Annotated in this window: 10 protein-coding genes and 3 rRNA genes; 7 read left to right on the top strand and 6 right to left on the bottom strand. The window is 66.7% G+C overall.

Translation table 11 applies throughout. From position 1 onward, the window contains the following. Positions 1–307 precede the first annotated feature (307 nt). Positions 308–922: a hypothetical protein gene (locus E5671_RS20315; RefSeq protein WP_160505384.1), complete on the top strand. Its 615-nt coding sequence runs from the start codon at positions 308–310 to the stop codon at positions 920–922. Positions 923–936: 14 nt separating this feature from the next. Here the strand turns inward: E5671_RS20315 and E5671_RS20310 are convergent, their stop codons facing one another. Beyond that, positions 937–1,857: an RDD family protein gene (locus E5671_RS20310; protein WP_160505383.1), complete on the bottom strand. Its 921-nt coding sequence runs from the start codon at positions 1,855–1,857 to the stop codon at positions 937–939. Between the two features lie 89 nt (positions 1,858–1,946). On the opposite strand from E5671_RS20310, the gene E5671_RS20305 reads away from it, so the two are divergent. The 4 genes from E5671_RS20305 to rrf all read left to right on the top strand — a co-directional run bounded on the left by E5671_RS20305 (position 1,947) and on the right by rrf (position 8,708). Beyond that, positions 1,947–2,954: a stage II sporulation protein M gene (locus E5671_RS20305; RefSeq protein ID WP_160505382.1), complete on the top strand. Its 1,008-nt coding sequence runs from the start codon at positions 1,947–1,949 to the stop codon at positions 2,952–2,954. 588 nt (positions 2,955–3,542) lie between these two features. Continuing rightward, positions 3,543–5,068: ribosomal RNA gene (locus tag E5671_RS20300) — 16S ribosomal RNA — on the top strand. 308 nt (positions 5,069–5,376) lie between these two features. Beyond that, positions 5,377–8,500 (top strand): 23S ribosomal RNA (locus E5671_RS20295). 91 nt (positions 8,501–8,591) lie between these two features. Then, positions 8,592–8,708 (top strand): 5S ribosomal RNA (gene rrf, locus E5671_RS20290). Together the 16S, 23S and 5S rRNA genes form the textbook arrangement of a ribosomal RNA operon. Positions 8,709–8,798: 90 nt before the next feature. Here rrf and E5671_RS20285 read toward each other — a convergent pair. The 5 genes from E5671_RS20285 to E5671_RS20265 all read right to left on the bottom strand — a co-directional run bounded on the left by E5671_RS20285 (position 8,799) and on the right by E5671_RS20265 (position 14,472). Then, on the bottom strand, positions 8,799–10,109 hold the full coding sequence (locus E5671_RS20285; protein ID WP_160505381.1) for a DUF58 domain-containing protein: 1,311 nt from the start codon (positions 10,107–10,109) through the stop codon (positions 8,799–8,801). Further along, a complete protein-coding gene (locus E5671_RS20280) occupies positions 10,109–11,089 on the bottom strand; it encodes an AAA family ATPase (RefSeq protein WP_202121192.1) in 981 nt (326 codons plus the stop codon). The genes E5671_RS20285 and E5671_RS20280 overlap by 1 nt, the downstream gene beginning before the upstream one ends. Further along, positions 11,089–12,369 (bottom strand): DUF4350 domain-containing protein, encoded by a 1,281-nt coding sequence (locus E5671_RS20275; protein WP_160510302.1) that lies wholly within the window; start codon positions 12,367–12,369, stop codon positions 11,089–11,091. Before E5671_RS20275 ends, E5671_RS20280 begins: the two co-directional genes overlap by 1 nt. 104 nt (positions 12,370–12,473) lie before the next feature. Beyond that, entirely contained in the window at positions 12,474–13,166 is a 693-nt protein-coding gene (locus E5671_RS20270) for a DUF4129 domain-containing protein (RefSeq protein ID WP_160505379.1), read from the bottom strand. Between the two features lie 4 nt (positions 13,167–13,170). Beyond that, a complete protein-coding gene (locus tag E5671_RS20265; RefSeq protein WP_160505378.1) occupies positions 13,171–14,472 on the bottom strand; it encodes a proline-rich domain-containing protein in 1,302 nt (433 codons plus the stop codon). A 140-nt stretch (positions 14,473–14,612) separates the two neighbouring features. On the opposite strand from E5671_RS20265, the gene mtnA reads away from it, so the two are divergent. Together mtnA and mtrA are read left to right on the top strand one after the other, a co-directional pair. Beyond that, complete coding sequence (gene mtnA / locus E5671_RS20260; protein WP_160505377.1) at positions 14,613–15,815, top strand: S-methyl-5-thioribose-1-phosphate isomerase; 1,203 nt, start codon at positions 14,613–14,615, stop codon at positions 15,813–15,815. Between the two features lie 4 nt (positions 15,816–15,819). Next, the gene (gene mtrA, locus E5671_RS20255; RefSeq protein WP_202121190.1) at positions 15,820–16,509 is read left to right on the top strand and encodes a two-component system response regulator MtrA; all 690 of its coding nucleotides are present in this window, start codon (positions 15,820–15,822) and stop codon (positions 16,507–16,509) included. Position 16,510 lies beyond the last annotated feature (1 nt).

The following is a 16,510-nucleotide window of genomic DNA, read 5'->3' as shown; positions in this document are numbered from 1 at the left end:
CGCGGCCGCGGGCTCTGGTCCGAGGGCGCGCGCCGAAGTCTCGCCTTGCCGGGGGCTCCGGGGGCCCGAGCTCGGTCGGCCGGACCCGGCCCCGGCTCCCCACCCGGCGCCGCTGGCTTGGCCGGGACGCAGCAGGCTCGCACCCGTAGGACCCCGGCCCCGAAGCGTCACAGCATCACGGCTGGCCTACCTTGGGCTCCGGGACGGACCGAGCAGCCCCTCCCTACAGCGGGCCCCGGCCCACCTACGACCGGCAGCCTGCCCCGGCCCCCGGACGAGAATCCGCCCCCTACAAGGACCGAGCCCCATGCCCCGCGGCCACTATTCGCTTCACGATCCGCACGACCACACCCCCCTCGGTGAAGAGCACTTCCACTGCGCCCCCGGACCCTCCGGCTGGCGCTACGTCTCGCAGCGGACCGCGCCCTCAGGCGAGCCCACCGGCTCCGTCGACCTCGCCCTCGACGAACTCGGCCGCCCCATCCGCCTCGAACTCCACGCGGGGGACTGGCAGATCCGCGCCGCGGCGATCAAAGGCGTCACGTGGGTTCGCACCGACCCCACCGGCACCCACGCCACCGAAGACAACGCTCCCGCCCACGCCTTCACCGGCACATCCCCCGCTTTCCTCGTCGCGACCACACGCCTCCTCCGCCTTGCTCCCGCTTCCCCCGCGACCCGCGTCCGCCTCGTCGCCTTCACCGACCCGGTCCTCGCCCCCCGTACTCTCGACCAGTCTTGGGCCCTGCTGAAAAGCGAAGCACACGCCACTGACAACGGCCCGCTGATCGTGGACGAATACCAGGTCACAGCCCTGGACACCGGCGAGCAGCACACCATCCACATCGCCGGCGACGTCGTACTCTCCGCCCCCGGCATGGAGCTCGAGAACCTCGAATCCCCACCCTCGACGTTCGCCTGAGCGGGACCCCAGCCCTACGCGGGCGGCACGAACCCGGTGCCGGGAGACGCGGCTTCCGCATCGTCCCGCCGCACGGCCGACGGCACATCACGCGGCTCCCGCACGGGGGCTGGGGGAGGCGGCGCCGCGTACGCAGCCCCGGCGACAGGAACCGAACCGCCACCGCCACTCCCACCACCGCCACTCCCACTACCGAACGCCCGCCGAGCGTCCCGCGCCTGCCGCTCCTGCACGACCGCGGCCAGGTACGCCGCCGGCGGAACCCCCTCCGGAGCCGGAGCCCCCGTACGTTCCGCGAGATCCCCGGCAAGCCGCTCCGCCATCGTCCAGCCCACCTGCGGATCCAACTGCCCCATCCGCGTCAGGTACTGCCTGATCGCGAGCCACAGCCCGTCAGGCACCCCGGAAAGATCGAGCCCGGAGAACCGCCCCGCCAGCCAAGGCGGCGGCGGAGGAATGAAAGCCGTATGCGCGGCGGGCACCCGTTCCCGCACGACAAGCGTCCCCGCGAACACATCCCCGAGCCTCCGCCCCCGAGCCGACACCAGCGAAGCAATGCACGCGACGACCCCGAACGTCAGCAGAATCTCGACGACCCCCACGGCACCCCGCACCAACGCGTGCCGGAAACGAATCGGCCCCCCGTCGTCCCGCACCACCCGCAGCCCGCACGCCATCTTGCCCAGCGACCGCCCATGGCTGAGCGTCTCCACCGCGATCGGCCCACCGACCAGGACCAGCACAAAGCTGGCGACGGCGACCGCCGCAACCGCCGCGTCGTCCAACGAAGACGTAGAGGCCACGATCGCCACGGTCACCCCCAGGTAGACCGCCCAGGCCACCACCAAGTCGATCAGTACGGCGAGCCCACGACTCGGCAGCTTCGCCGGGCGCAGCTCGAGCGCCACCGCCTCGCCCGTCACAAGCTCACTCACGCCAGCCGCCCTTCCCTGCCCTGCCCTCGGAACGGCCAGTCTGCCAAGCTGAGGCAGCATCGCGCCGCAGTACGAGGAGCAGCCACCTGATGGACCTCGACGTCTTCGTGTCCGCCCACCGAGCAGAGTGGGACCGACTCGACGCCCTGCTGCGCCGCCAGCGCCGCCTCGACGGAGCCGAGGCCGACGAACTCGTCGCGCTCTACCAACGCACTGCCACCCACCTCTCGCTCATCCAGTCCAGCGCCCCGGACCCGCAGCTCACCGGCCGCCTCACCCACCTCGTGGCACGCGCGCGTAGTGCCGTGACAGGCACCCGCCGAGCTTCCTGGCGCGACGCCACACACTTCCTGAGCCACGGTTTCCCAGCAGCGGTCTACCGCTCACGCCACTGGTGGGTCCCAACCGCCCTCCTCTCGACGGTCCTCGCGGCCATCATCGGCTGGTGGATCGCCACGCACCCCGAGGTCCAGTCCTCCATCGCGGCCCCCAGCGAACTGCGCGAGCTCACCCGCCCAGGCGGCGAGTACGAGACGTACTACTCCAGCCACCCAGCAGCATCGTTCGCCGCCCAGGTCTGGACGAACAACGCCCAGGCAGCGGCCATGTGCCTGGTCCTGGGCGCCTTCCTCTGCTTCCCCGTCATCTGGATCCTCTTCCAGAACATGCTGAACCTGGGCGTAGGCATCGGCCTGATGTCCGACGCAGGCCGCCTCGACACCTTCCTCGGCCTGGTCCTCCCACACGGCCTCCTGGAACTCACCGCGGTCTTCGTAGCCGCAGGCACAGGCCTGCGGCTCGGCTGGACCGTCATCGACCCCGGCCCACGCTCACGCCGCACCGCCCTCGCCGAAGAAGGCAGAGCCGCCCTCGGCATGGCGGTAGGCCTGGCCCTGGTCCTGTTCATCTCCGGCGCCATCGAAGGCTTCGTCACCCCCTCCGGCCTGCCGACCTGGGCCCGCATCGGCATCGGAATCGCCGCTGAACTGGCCTTCCTCGTGTACGTCTACGTCCTGGGCGGCAGAGCGGCACGAGCCGGAGCCACAGGCGACGTCGACCCCGCGGAACGCAGCGCCACGGTTCCCACCGCAGCGTGATGTGCGTACGCCCCTGCTGACCTGCTAGTGTCCTCGACGCCCCAGAAAAACCGTTGACACGGAAGGACTGGGGAGGTAGATTCGAACAGTTGCCTAGAGCTGGACAAGTCCAGCGGCGACAGTTAACATCTGCCTGCTTCTTGAATCTCATAAGCCAAGAAGCCGCACCCGATAAATCGGAACCTCTAGGCCGGTAAGACCAGCCGAAAACTTCTGATAAAGTCGGAGCCGCCGGAAAGGGAAACGCGAAAGCCGAAAGGCCGGAGCGGGAACCGGAAAGGCACCGAGGAAATCGGACACGAAAGAGTCTGATAGAGTCGGAAACGCAAGAACGAAGAATAAAAAGAAACACCGAAGGGAAGCGCCCGGAGGAAAGCCCGAGAGGGTGAGTACAAAGGAAGCGTCCGTTCCTTGAGAACTCAACAGCGTGCCAAAAGTCAACGCCAGATATGTTGATACCCCGTCTCCGGCCGTCATGGTCGGGACGAGGTTCCTTTGAAGAACATCAGCGAGGACGCTGTGAACCGGAAGATTATTCCTCTTCCTGGTTCCGCTCAACGCGGATGCGATCCCGATTACGGGAAAACATTCACGGAGAGTTTGATCCTGGCTCAGGACGAACGCTGGCGGCGTGCTTAACACATGCAAGTCGAACGATGAAGCCCTTCGGGGTGGATTAGTGGCGAACGGGTGAGTAACACGTGGGCAATCTGCCCTGCACTCTGGGACAAGCCCTGGAAACGGGGTCTAATACCGGATGATATCCCCTCTCGCATGGGAGGGGGTTGAAAGCTCCGGCGGTGCAGGATGAGCCCGCGGCCTATCAGCTAGTTGGTGAGGTAGAAGCTCACCAAGGCGACGACGGGTAGCCGGCCTGAGAGGGCGACCGGCCACACTGGGACTGAGACACGGCCCAGACTCCTACGGGAGGCAGCAGTGGGGAATATTGCACAATGGGCGAAAGCCTGATGCAGCGACGCCGCGTGAGGGATGACGGCCTTCGGGTTGTAAACCTCTTTCAGCAGGGAAGAAGCGAAAGTGACGGTACCTGCAGAAGAAGCGCCGGCTAACTACGTGCCAGCAGCCGCGGTAATACGTAGGGCGCAAGCGTTGTCCGGAATTATTGGGCGTAAAGAGCTCGTAGGCGGCTTGTCACGTCGGTTGTGAAAGCCCGGGGCTTAACCCCGGGTCTGCAGTCGATACGGGCAGGCTAGAGTGTGGTAGGGGAGATCGGAATTCCTGGTGTAGCGGTGAAATGCGCAGATATCAGGAGGAACACCGGTGGCGAAGGCGGATCTCTGGGCCATTACTGACGCTGAGGAGCGAAAGCGTGGGGAGCGAACAGGATTAGATACCCTGGTAGTCCACGCCGTAAACGGTGGGAACTAGGTGTTGGCGACATTCCACGTCGTCGGTGCCGCAGCTAACGCATTAAGTTCCCCGCCTGGGGAGTACGGCCGCAAGGCTAAAACTCAAAGGAATTGACGGGGGCCCGCACAAGCAGCGGAGCATGTGGCTTAATTCGACGCAACGCGAAGAACCTTACCAAGGCTTGACATCGCCCGGAAAGCCGTAGAGATACGGCCCCCCTTGTGGTCGGGTGACAGGTGGTGCATGGCTGTCGTCAGCTCGTGTCGTGAGATGTTGGGTTAAGTCCCGCAACGAGCGCAACCCTTGTTCTGTGTTGCCAGCATGCCCTTCGGGGTGATGGGGACTCACAGGAGACTGCCGGGGTCAACTCGGAGGAAGGTGGGGACGACGTCAAGTCATCATGCCCCTTATGTCTTGGGCTGCACACGTGCTACAATGGCAGGTACAATGAGCTGCGAAGCCGCGAGGCGGAGCGAATCTCAAAAAGCCTGTCTCAGTTCGGATTGGGGTCTGCAACTCGACCCCATGAAGTCGGAGTTGCTAGTAATCGCAGATCAGCATTGCTGCGGTGAATACGTTCCCGGGCCTTGTACACACCGCCCGTCACGTCACGAAAGTCGGTAACACCCGAAGCCGGTGGCCCAACCCCTTGTGGGAGGGAGCTGTCGAAGGTGGGACTGGCGATTGGGACGAAGTCGTAACAAGGTAGCCGTACCGGAAGGTGCGGCTGGATCACCTCCTTTCTAAGGAGCACTTCTTACCAACTCCGGTTGGTCAGAGGCCAGTTCATCAGCGAACGTCTGATGCTGGTTGCTCATGGGTGGAACGTTGACTATTCGGCACAGTTGGCCTTCTCGGGCCGCAAGTACTGTCCTTCGGGGCGTGGAACGCGGAATGGGTGGGATGACTGGGCCGGGCACGCTGTTGGGTATCTGAGGGTACGGACTTGTTCCCGACCTCAATGCCGACCCCGGTGTACTCACTGGTTTCCAGTGGGGTGGCGGGTGGTTGGTCGTTGTTTGAGAACTGCACAGTGGACGCGAGCATCTGTGGCCAAGTTTTTAAGGGCGCACGGTGGATGCCTTGGCACCAGGAACCGATGAAGGACGTGGGAGGCCACGATAGTCCCCGGGGAGTCGTCAACCAGGCTTTGATCCGGGGGTTTCCGAATGGGGAAACCCGGCAGTCGTCATGGGCTGTCACCCGCTGCTGAACACATAGGCAGTGTGGAGGGAACGCGGGGAAGTGAAACATCTCAGTACCCGCAGGAAGAGAAAACAACCGTGATTCCGGGAGTAGTGGCGAGCGAAACCGGATGAGGCCAAACCGTATACGTGTGAGACCCGGCAGGGGTTGCGTGTGCGGGGTTGTGGGATCTCTCTTTCACAGTCTGCCGGCTGTGAGACGAGTCAGAAACCGTTGATGTAGGCGAAGGACATGCGAAAGGTCCGGCGTAGAGGGTAAGACCCCCGTAGTCGAAACATCAACGGCTCGTTTGAGAGACACCCAAGTAGCACGGGGCCCGAGAAATCCCGTGTGAATCTGGCGGGACCACCCGTTAAGCCTAAATATTCCCTGGTGACCGATAGCGGATAGTACCGTGAGGGAATGGTGAAAAGTACCGCGGGAGCGGAGTGAAATAGTACCTGAAACCGTGTGCCTACAAGCCGTGGGAGCGTCGCTGTATGTGCTTGCACATACAGTCGTGACTGCGTGCCTTTTGAAGAATGAGCCTGCGAGTTTGCGGTGCGTTGCGAGGTTAACCCGTGTGGGGAAGCCGTAGCGAAAGCGAGTCCGAATAGGGCGATTCAGTAGCGCGCTCAAGACCCGAAGCGGAGTGATCTAGCCATGGGCAGGTTGAAGCGGCTGTAAGAGGTCGTGGAGGACCGAACCCACCAGGGTTGAAAACCTGGGGGATGACCTGTGGTTAGGGGTGAAAGGCCAATCAAACTCCGTGATAGCTGGTTCTCCCCGAAATGCATTTAGGTGCAGCGTCGTGTGTTTCTTGCCGGAGGTAGAGCACTGGATAGGCGATGGGCCCTACCGGGTTACTGACCTTAGCCAAACTCCGAATGCCGGTAAGTGAGAGCACGGCAGTGAGACTGTGGGGGATAAGCTCCATGGTCGAGAGGGAAACAGCCCAGAGCATCGACTAAGGCCCCTAAGCGTACGCTAAGTGGGAAAGGATGTGGAGTCGCAGAGACAACCAGGAGGTTGGCTTAGAAGCAGCCACCCTTGAAAGAGTGCGTAATAGCTCACTGGTCAAGTGATTCCGCGCCGACAATGTAGCGGGGCTCAAGCGTACCGCCGAAGTCGTGTCATTCCAGCATATAGGGCCAACGCCTGCTGGGATGGGTAGGGGAGCGTCGTGTGCCGGGTGAAGCTGCCGCGGAAGCGAGTGGTGGACGGTTCACGAGTGAGAATGCAGGCATGAGTAGCGATACATACGTGAGAAACGTGTGCGCCGATTGACTAAGGGTTCCTGGGTCAAGCTGATCTGCCCAGGGTAAGTCGGGACCTAAGGCGAGGCCGACAGGCGTAGTCGATGGATAACCGGTTGATATTCCGGTACCCGCTGTGAAGCGTCAAACATCGAGCCCATTGATGCTAAGGCCGTGAAGCCGTCCTGGAGCCTTCGGGCAAAGGGAAGTGGTGGAGCCGCCGACCCAAGATGGTAGTAGGTGAGTGATGGGGTGACGCAGGAAGGTAGTCCAGCCCGGGCGGTGGTTGTCCCGGGGTAAGGGTGTAGCCCGTCATCTAGGTAAATCCGGATGACATGTGGGTGAGACCTGATGCCGAGCCGATTGTGGTGAAGTGGATGATCCTATGCTGTCGAGAAAAGCCTCTAGCGAGTTTCATGGCGGCCCGTACCCTAAACCGACTCAGGTGGTCAGGTAGAGAATACCGAGGCGTTCGGGTGAACTATGGTTAAGGAACTCGGCAAAATGCCCCCGTAACTTCGGGAGAAGGGGGGCCATCACCGGTGATCGGATTTACTCCGTGAGCTGGGGGTGGCCGCAGAGACCAGCGAGAAGCGACTGTTTACTAAAAACACAGGTCCGTGCGAAGCCGTAAGGCGATGTATACGGACTGACGCCTGCCCGGTGCTGGAACGTTAAGGGGACCGGTTAGTGCGCTTTCGGGCGTGCGAAGCTGAGAACTTAAGCGCCAGTAAACGGCGGTGGTAACTATAACCATCCTAAGGTAGCGAAATTCCTTGTCGGGTAAGTTCCGACCTGCACGAATGGCGTAACGACTTCTCGACTGTCTCAACCATAGGCCCGGTGAAATTGCACTACGAGTAAAGATGCTCGTTTCGCGCAGCAGGACGGAAAGACCCCGGGACCTTTACTACAGTTTGATATTGGTGTTCGGTTCGGCTTGTGTAGGATAGGTGGGAGACTTTGAAGCGGGCACGCCAGTGTTCGTGGAGTCAACGTTGAAATACCACTCTGGTCGTGCTGGATGTCTAACCTGGGTCCGTGATCCGGATCAGGGACAGTGTCTGATGGGTAGTTTAACTGGGGCGGTTGCCTCCCAAAGAGTAACGGAGGCGCCCAAAGGTTCCCTCAGCCTGGTTGGTAATCAGGTGTTGAGTGTAAGTGCACAAGGGAGCTTGACTGTGAGACCGACGGGTCGAGCAGGGACGAAAGTCGGGACTAGTGATCCGGCGGTGGCTTGTGGAAGCGCCGTCGCTCAACGGATAAAAGGTACCCCGGGGATAACAGGCTGATCTTCCCCAAGAGTCCATATCGACGGGATGGTTTGGCACCTCGATGTCGGCTCGTCGCATCCTGGGGCTGGAGTCGGTCCCAAGGGTTGGGCTGTTCGCCCATTAAAGCGGTACGCGAGCTGGGTTTAGAACGTCGTGAGACAGTTCGGTCCCTATCCGCTGTGCGCGTAGGAATATTGAGAAGGGCTGTCCCTAGTACGAGAGGACCGGGACGGACGAACCTCTGGTGTGCCAGTTGTCCTGCCAAGGGCATGGCTGGTTGGCTACGTTCGGAAAGGATAACCGCTGAAAGCATCTAAGCGGGAAGCCTGCTTCGAGATGAGTATTCCCACCCCCTTTGAGGGGTTAAGGCTCCCAGTAGACGACTGGGTTGATAGGCCAGATCTGGAAGCCCGGTAACGGGTGGAGGTGACTGGTACTAATAGGCCGAGGGCTTGTCCTCAGTTGCTCGCGTCCACTGTGTTGGTTCTGAAACCACGAACAACCCCGTATGTCGGGCCACGACTACGGTGCGGTTGACAGTTTCATAGTGTTTCGGTGGTCATAGCGTGAGGGAAACGCCCGGTTACATTCCGAACCCGGAAGCTAAGCCTCACAGCGCCGATGGTACTGCAGGGGGGACCCTGTGGGAGAGTAGGACGCCGCCGAACTATCATTAACGGGAAACCCCCGCACCCTCTGGGTGCGGGGGTTTTCTGCGTTCACCGTATTTAGAGGCCCTTCAAGGGCCTTTTCCTATTTCAGAGGCGGCCGGCTGCCTTCAGGGACAGGTACGCGTCTGCCAAGGCGGGGGCCAGGTCGGAAGGGGTCGCGTCTACCACTGTGACGCCATGGCGGATGAGTTTTTCTGCTGTGCGGTGGCGTTCCGTGTGGGCCTGGGCGGCGGCCGCTGCGTCGTACACGGCTTCTGTTGTTCCGCGGGCCTTGGACATCTGCTCTATGTGAGGGTCGGCCACTGATGCCAGGAGGACTGTGTGGCGTTGGGTGAGGCGGGAGAGCACGGGGAGCAGGCCCTCCTCGATGGGGGCTGCGTCCAGGCTGGTCAGCAGCACTATCAGTGAGCTGCGGGTCGCGGTGCGGAGAGCTGTTGAGGTCAGGCCTCTGGCATCCGTTTCGACCAGTTCCGGTTCGAGCGTGGCCAGGGCGTTGACGACTGAGGGGAGTACATCGCCTGCCGCCTTGCCCTGGACCAGGGCGCGTACACGGCGGTCGTACGCGAGCAGGTCCACTCGGTCGCCCGCTCGGGAGGCCAGGGCTGCGAGGAGCAGGGCCGCGTCCATCGAGGCATCGAGGCGTGGGGCGTCGCCGACTCGGCCGGCCGAGGTGCGGCCGGTGTCGAGGACCAGCAGGATGTGGCGGTCGCGTTCGGGGCGCCAGGTCCGGATGGCGACGGTGGACTGGCGGGCTGTGGCGCGCCAGTCGATTGAGCGGGTGTCGTCGCCGGGGACGTAGTCGCGGAGGCTGTCGAACTCCGTGCCCTGGCCGCGGGTCAGCACGCTGGTGCGTCCGTCAAGTTCGCGGAGGCGGGCCAGTTTGGACGGGAGGTGCTTCCGGCTGGTGAAGGGTGGCAGGACCCGGAGTGTCCACGGGACCTTGTGGCTGCCCTGGCGGGTCAGGAGGCCGAGGGGGCCGTACGAGCGGATCGTGACGCGGTCCGACTGGTGGTCGCCTCGGCGGGTGGGGCGCAGGCGGGTGGTGAGGCGGCGGCGCTCGCCCGGTGGGACCGTCAGTTGGTGGCGGGAAGCTTCGACTTCGGTGCCGGGGTGCCAGCTGCTGGGGGGCCAGGCGTCGCGGAGTTGGGCGCGCAGGGGCCGGCCGGAGGGGTTGGTGACGGTCAGCTCGATGTCGGCGGATTCTCCGAGCCGTACGGAGGTGTCGCCTGCGCGGGTCAGGCCGAGGCGGCGTACGGGGGCGGCCAGGGCGAAGTCGCAGGCGCAGGCCAGGGCCAGCGGGGTGTTGACGGCGAGGATGCCTGTCCAGCTGGGGTCCCAGATGCCCACCGGGAGGCTGCCGAGGGCCGCCAGGAGCGCTGTGCGGCCGGTGAGGGCCATCAGCGGGGGACCGGGACGTGGGCGAGGATCGCGTTGATCACGGAGTCGGCTGTCACGCCCTCCATCTCGGCCTCCGGGCGGAGTTGGACGCGGTGGCGGAGGGTGGGGAGGGCGAGGGCCTTCACGTCGTCGGGGATGACGTAGTCGCGGCCCGTCAGCCAGGCCCAGGCGCGGGCCGTCGACAGGAGCGCGGTCGCGCCTCGGGGGGAGGCGCCCAGGGTGAGGGACGGGGATTCGCGGGTGGCGCGGCAGATGTCCACCACGTAGGCGGTGATCTCGGGGGAGACGGTCGTCTTGGCGACCGCCGCGCGGGCCGCTTCCAGGTCGGCCGGGCCTGCCACGGGGCGGATGCCGGCGGCGGCGAGGTCGCGGGGGTTGAAGCCTTCCGCGTGGCGGGTGAGGACGTTGATCTCGTCCTGGCGGGAGGGGAGGGGGACGGTGAGCTTGAGGAGGAAACGGTCCAGCTGGGCTTCGGGGAGGGGGTACGTGCCTTCGTACTCGATCGGGTTCTGGGTGGCCGCGACGAGGAAGGGCTCGGGGAGCGGGCGCGGGGTGCCGTCGACCGTGACCTGGCGTTCCTCCATCGCTTCGAGGAGGGAGGACTGGGTCTTGGGAGGGGTGCGGTTGATCTCGTCGGCCAGGAGGAGGTTGGTGAAGACCGGGCCCGGCTGGAAGGAGAACTCGGTGGTGCGGGCGTCGTAGATGAGGGAGCCGGTGACGTCGCTCGGCATCAGGTCCGGGGTGAACTGGACGCGCTTGGTGTCGAGTTCGAGGGATGCGGCGAGGGCGCGGACGAGCAGGGTCTTCGCCACTCCGGGGACGCCTTCGAGGAGGACGTGGCCGCGGCAGAGAAGGGCCACTACGAGGCCCGTCACCGCGGGGTCCTGGCCGACCACGGCCTTGGAGATCTCGGTGCGCAGGGACTCCAGGGAGGAGCGGGCGCTGCCGGAGCTCCCGGCGTTGTCAGTGGTCGGGTCCATCATGAAGTACGTACCTCTCTTTCGAGGGCGTCGAGTTGGTCGGCGAGGGTGATGAGGGCTGCGTCGTTGGCGGGGGGTGGGCCGAAGAGGAGGGGGTGCAGGTCCTGGCCGGGGGTGCGGAGCCTGGTGGACAGGGCGGGCAGCAGGGTCTCGGGCGTGTGCGCCTGGGCGGGGGAGACACCGAGGAGGGGGGCGATGCGGGTGCGGGTGGCCGAGCGGAGGGCGGTGGCTGCGCGGTCGCGGGCGTTCGCCTTGCGGTAGAGGCGGGCTCGGCCTTCGACGGTTTCGGAGGCGCGGATGGCGACGGGGAGGCGTTCGGGGACCAGCGGGCCGAGGCGACGGGCGCGCCAGAGGGCGGCGAGTGCGGCGGCGATGGTGAGTTGCAGGGTGCCCCAGAGCCAGCCGTCGGGGATGAGGTCGAAGAAGTCGCGGTCGGCGGTGTCGCCGGTCGACGCGTCGTCGAGTGAGGGGAGGTACCAGACCAAGTGGGGGCGGGAGCCGAGGAGTTGCAGGGCCAGTGAGGCGTTGCCCTGCTCGTCGAGGCGGTCGTTGAAGAGGATGTCGGGGGCGCCGAGTACGACGGTGTCGCCGGGCCCCTCGGCGGCCGGGAGCTGGAGCAGGCTGGGGAGGCCGTCGCTGAGGTAGCAGGCTTCGGCGTCCGGGGCGAGGGTGTCGTAGCGGCGGCCGCCCACGTCGGCGGAGCCTGCGCGCTCGGCGGCGGGCAGGGAGCAGCGGGGGGAGAGTGTCGAGTCGAGGCTGGGGGTGGCGTCCACGGTGACCCCCGGCGCGAGAGTGCTGACCGAGGGGGTGCCGGGGGCGAGGAGCACCGTGCGGCCTCGGGAGTCCTCGGTGGCCGCGCGGAGGCGCGACTGCTGGCGCTCGGTGAGCCGGTCGGGGGAGGCCACCAGGAGCGTGGTGTCCTCGCCTGCCGCGGCTCTGGCCTCTTCGGAGGTGGTGACCACACGGGTGGATACGCCGCGGTCGGCGAGGAGTTCGGCGACGGCGCGGCTGCCGTACGGGTCGGCGGAGCGCGGGTCGAGGCGCCCGTGCTGGGCGCCGGAGCGGACGGCCGCGATGGCGATGGCGGCTGCCAGGAGGACGACCAGGGCGAGGAGGATGCCGCGGGTTTTGGTCCAGAGTTGGCGGGGGGTGGGGGTGGAGGAGGTGGGTGCGGCGGTCCCGGGGGCGGGCTCGGGCGCTGTTGCGGCAGTGGGTGTCGGCGCGGTGGGCGTGGCGGGCGTCGGTGTGGCGCCGGGTGCCGTGGTTGCGGTGGCTCCGATGCTGGTGCCGTTTGCGCTCTTGCTCCGGTTCGAGCTCCCGCGGGTGTCTTTGGCGCCGTCGGTCGCGGGGGAGGGGTTGTGGTTGCCGGGGTCCTGGGGGGCCGTCAATTGGGGGGTCCCTGGGGGGTGTTGGTCAGGGTGGGGCGCGTTTGGGTGAGGGCCTTGTCCAGGGTGGTCAGGCGGTTGTACGTCGGCTCTGTGGCTGTGCGCGCGCCGTAGGTGACGGCGTCGAACGACTGGGCTGCCGCTTGGAGTTCCGTGGCGTGGGTCGGGAGGGTTTGTGAGGCCTCCGCTGCTGCTTCGTCCGCTGTGCGGCCGGGGCGGGGGTCCAGGAGGGCGCGTTCCTCAAGGGAGCGGACCATGGCCCGCATGCGCTCCTGGACCGCTTGGTTCCAGTGGCCCTGGGCGGCGTGTGCCTCGGCGGCGGCGCGGTGTTCCGCCGCGGTGCGCGGGCGGTCGTCGAAGAGGGCGGGGGACGAGGAAGGGGCGCGGTGTGGGGTGCCGAGGCGCCACCACAGGGCCGCTATGAGGGCCAGTACGGCGATGATGATGACGAAGAGGCCGAGGCCGCCGCCCGGGGTTGCCCCCGAGGCGGCGGTGAACAGGTCGTCGACCCACTCCCAGAAGCGGTTCAGGGCGCGTTGCAGGAGGCTGGGGGCGTTCTCCTGGTAGGCGGGGTCGGACAGTTCGCGTTCGGCCGCCTCCCGCGCGGGGGCGCGCGGGATCGTCACCGGCGGGTCGTCGTCGCCCGTGCGGAGGACGACCGCCGTCAGTCCGTGCAGCACTGCCCCCGTCACCGCATCAGCTCCCGGGGGTGCCGGGGGCGTTGGAGCCGGTGTCGCCCTGGAGGCCAGCCGCGCGCGCCAGTTCGAGGTCGAGGGCCTCTCGGCGGATGCGCTGGTCGACGTAGAGGAGGACCGTGACGCCCGCGGTGATCGGGAACGTGAGCATCGAGCCGATGACCGAGCCGACGCCGCTGACGATCAGGAAGGTCCAGCCGAGATCGCCGGTGCCGCTGTCGAGGAAGCCGGTGACGCCGTCGCCGCTCACTGCGCCCGCGATGAGGGCGAAGGGGATGACGATGATCGACGCCACTACGTTGGCGATGATCGCGGCGAGCAGCTGGATGCCGAAGACGCGCCACCAGGAGCCGCGGACAAGCTTCACCGAGCGGGTCATCGACTTCTTCACGCCCTGCTTCTCCAGCATCAAGGCGGGTGAGGCGAGCGAGAAGCGGACGAGGAGCCAGATCGCGACGATCAGGGCGGCGAATCCGCCGAGGACGGCGAGGCTGATGCCCGCGTCGGACGACCCCGCCACCGCGATCAGTACGCCGGGCAGGGAACCCGCGGCGACGACCGCCATGCCGATGAGCGGGAGCAGCAGTGTCAGGCCGATCAGCCTCGGCAGCTGCGGCTTGGCGTCCTGCCAGGCCTCGGCCGTGGTGACCGGCTTACCGAGCACCGCGCGGCTGGTGACCATCGTGAGCAGGGCGGTGGCGATGATCGTGCCGAGCAGGGTGATCAGCAGGATCACGCCGGAGCTCAGCAGGGTGTCGCCCAGGGCGCGGGTCAGTTCGCCGACGGTCGCGCTCGGGTCGTCCAGGGCCTCCGTGGAGGCGCTGTCGTTGAGGACGAGCCCCTGCAGCAGGATGACGACGATCTCCGTGAACACGGCCACGGCGAGGGAGATGCCGAGCACCGTGCGCCAGTACGTACGCATCGTGGAGACCGCGCCGTCCAGGATCTCGCCGACGCCGAGGGGCCGCAGGGGGATCACGCCGGGCTTGGCGGCGGGCGGCGGGCCCTGCCAGGCGCCCCAGCCGGGGTAGCCGCCCGGACCGCCGGGGCCGGGGCCGCCGGGGCGTCCGCCGCCCCAGCCGCCGCCGGGCGGCGGCGGTGGAGGAGGCGGGGTCTGGCCGGCGGCCGGCGGGCTGGGGGCGGACCACTGGGCGGGCGGCGGCTGCTCCTTGGACCACTTCGAGGCCGGACCGTCGGGCTGGTCCGCGGGCTCGGCCGGTTGGTGCTTGCCGGAGTCCTGTCCGTCGTCGGAGGGGTCGGAGGGGGCAGATCCGGGCGAAGCCCAGCCCGGAGTGTCGTTCATCGTCGCTCCTTCACGGTGCCCGTCCGCGGTCGCGGCGGCAGGTTGCCAGCCATCGTGCCACGGCACACCCGTGCGGTGACCGGGCAGCGTATGGGCTGCACACCTTCAATTGTCCGACAGGTACGGGGCAGACTGGGCGGATGGCTGATCAGTACGCGCAATCAGGCGAGGACACACGGCCGACCGAGACCCCGACGAACTCAGCGAACGCAGACAAGGCGGCGCCCCGGGCGAGCCAGGCGATCCCCGTGATCCGCTGGGCCGAGCCGCCCGAGGGCCCCGTACTGGTCCTCCTCGACCAGACCAGGCTGCCCGGCGAGGAGACCGAGCTGGTGTGCACGGACGCGCCTGCCCTGGTGCAGGCGATCCGCACGCTGGCGGTGCGCGGGGCGCCGCTGCTCGGCATCGCGGGTGCCTACGGCGTCGCGCTGGCCGCCGTACGCGGCTTCGACGTGGCCGAGGCGGCGGGCGCGCTCGCGGGGGCCCGGCCCACCGCGGTGAACCTCGAGCACGGCGTACGCAGGGCCCTGACGGCATACCGCTCGGCGCTCGCGGGCGGAGCCGATCAGGAGCTTGCGGGCGCCGCGGCCCTCGAGGCCGCGCGGGCGCTGCACCGCGAGGACGCCGAGGCCAGCGCGAGGATGGCGGTGCACGGTCTGGCGCTGCTCGACGAGATGCTGCCCGGTGGCGGTCACCGGATCCTCACCCACTGCAATACGGGGGCGCTGGTCTCCGGCGGTGAGGGCACGGCGTTCGCGGTGGCCCTTGCCGCGCACCGGAAGGGGCACCTGCGCAGGCTGTGGGTGGACGAGACGCGCCCCTTGCTGCAGGGTTCGAGGCTGACCGCGTATGAGGCGGCGCGGGCCGGAATGGCGTACACCTTGCTTACGGACAACGCGGCGGGGTCGCTGTTCGCGGCGGGCGAGGTGGATGCCGTACTGATCGGCGCCGACCGCATCGCGGCGGACGGTTCGGTGGCCAACAAGGTGGGGAGCTATCCGCTCGCCGTGCTTGCCCGCTACCACCACGTTCCGTTCATCGTGGTGGCGCCGGTCACGACCGTGGACCCGGATACCCCGGACGGCGCTTCCATCGAGGTGGAGCAGCGGGCGAGTCATGAAGTGACGGAGGTCACGGCACCCTATGTGCCGATGGCCGGGCTGGAAACGGGAGGCGGGATCGCGGTGGCACCTCTGGGGACCCAGGCGTACAACCCCGCGTTCGATGTGACACCACCGGAGTTGGTGACGGCGATCGTCACCGAGGAAGGCGTCGTGTCGCCCGTGACAGCTGGGGGCCTTGGCGAGCTGTGTGCCAGGTCACGCCAGGTAACGATTAGCTAATGGGATGATGTCAGGCATGAAGGGACGAGTCCTTGTCGTCGACGACGACACCGCACTGGCCGAGATGCTCGGGATTGTGCTGCGTGGTGAAGGTTTTGAGCCGTCGTTCGTAGCTGATGGCGACAAGGCGCTGGCCGCTTTCAGGGAGGCAAAGCCGGATCTTGTACTGCTGGATTTGATGTTGCCGGGCCGTGATGGCATCGAGGTGTGCCGCCTGATCAGGGCGGAGTCCGGGGTGCCGATCGTCATGCTCACGGCGAAGAGTGACACCGTGGACGTCGTGGTCGGCCTTGAGTCCGGCGCCGACGACTACATCGTGAAGCCCTTCAAGCCGAAGGAGCTCGTGGCCCGCATCAGGGCGCGGCTGCGGAGGTCCGAGGAGCCCGCGCCGGAGCAGCTCACCATCGGTGACCTGGTCATCGACGTGGCGGGGCACTCCGTGAAGCGGGAGGGGCAGTCGATAGCGCTGACCCCGCTGGAGTTCGACCTGCTGGTCGCGCTGGCCCGCAAGCCGTGGCAGGTGTTCACGCGTGAGGTGCTCCTGGAGCAGGTCTGGGGCTACCGCCACGCGGCCGACACCCGTCTGGTGAACGTGCACGTCCAGCGGCTGCGCTCGAAGGTCGAGAGGGACCCCGAGCGCCCGGAGATCGTGGTGACCGTCCGTGGTGTCGGTTACAAGGCCGGACCGAGCTGAC

Source organism: Streptomyces sp. BA2 (genome assembly GCF_009769735.1).
GTDB lineage: Bacteria > Actinomycetota > Actinomycetes > Streptomycetales > Streptomycetaceae > Streptomyces.
This window is presented reverse-complemented; position numbering and strand designations above follow the sequence as displayed.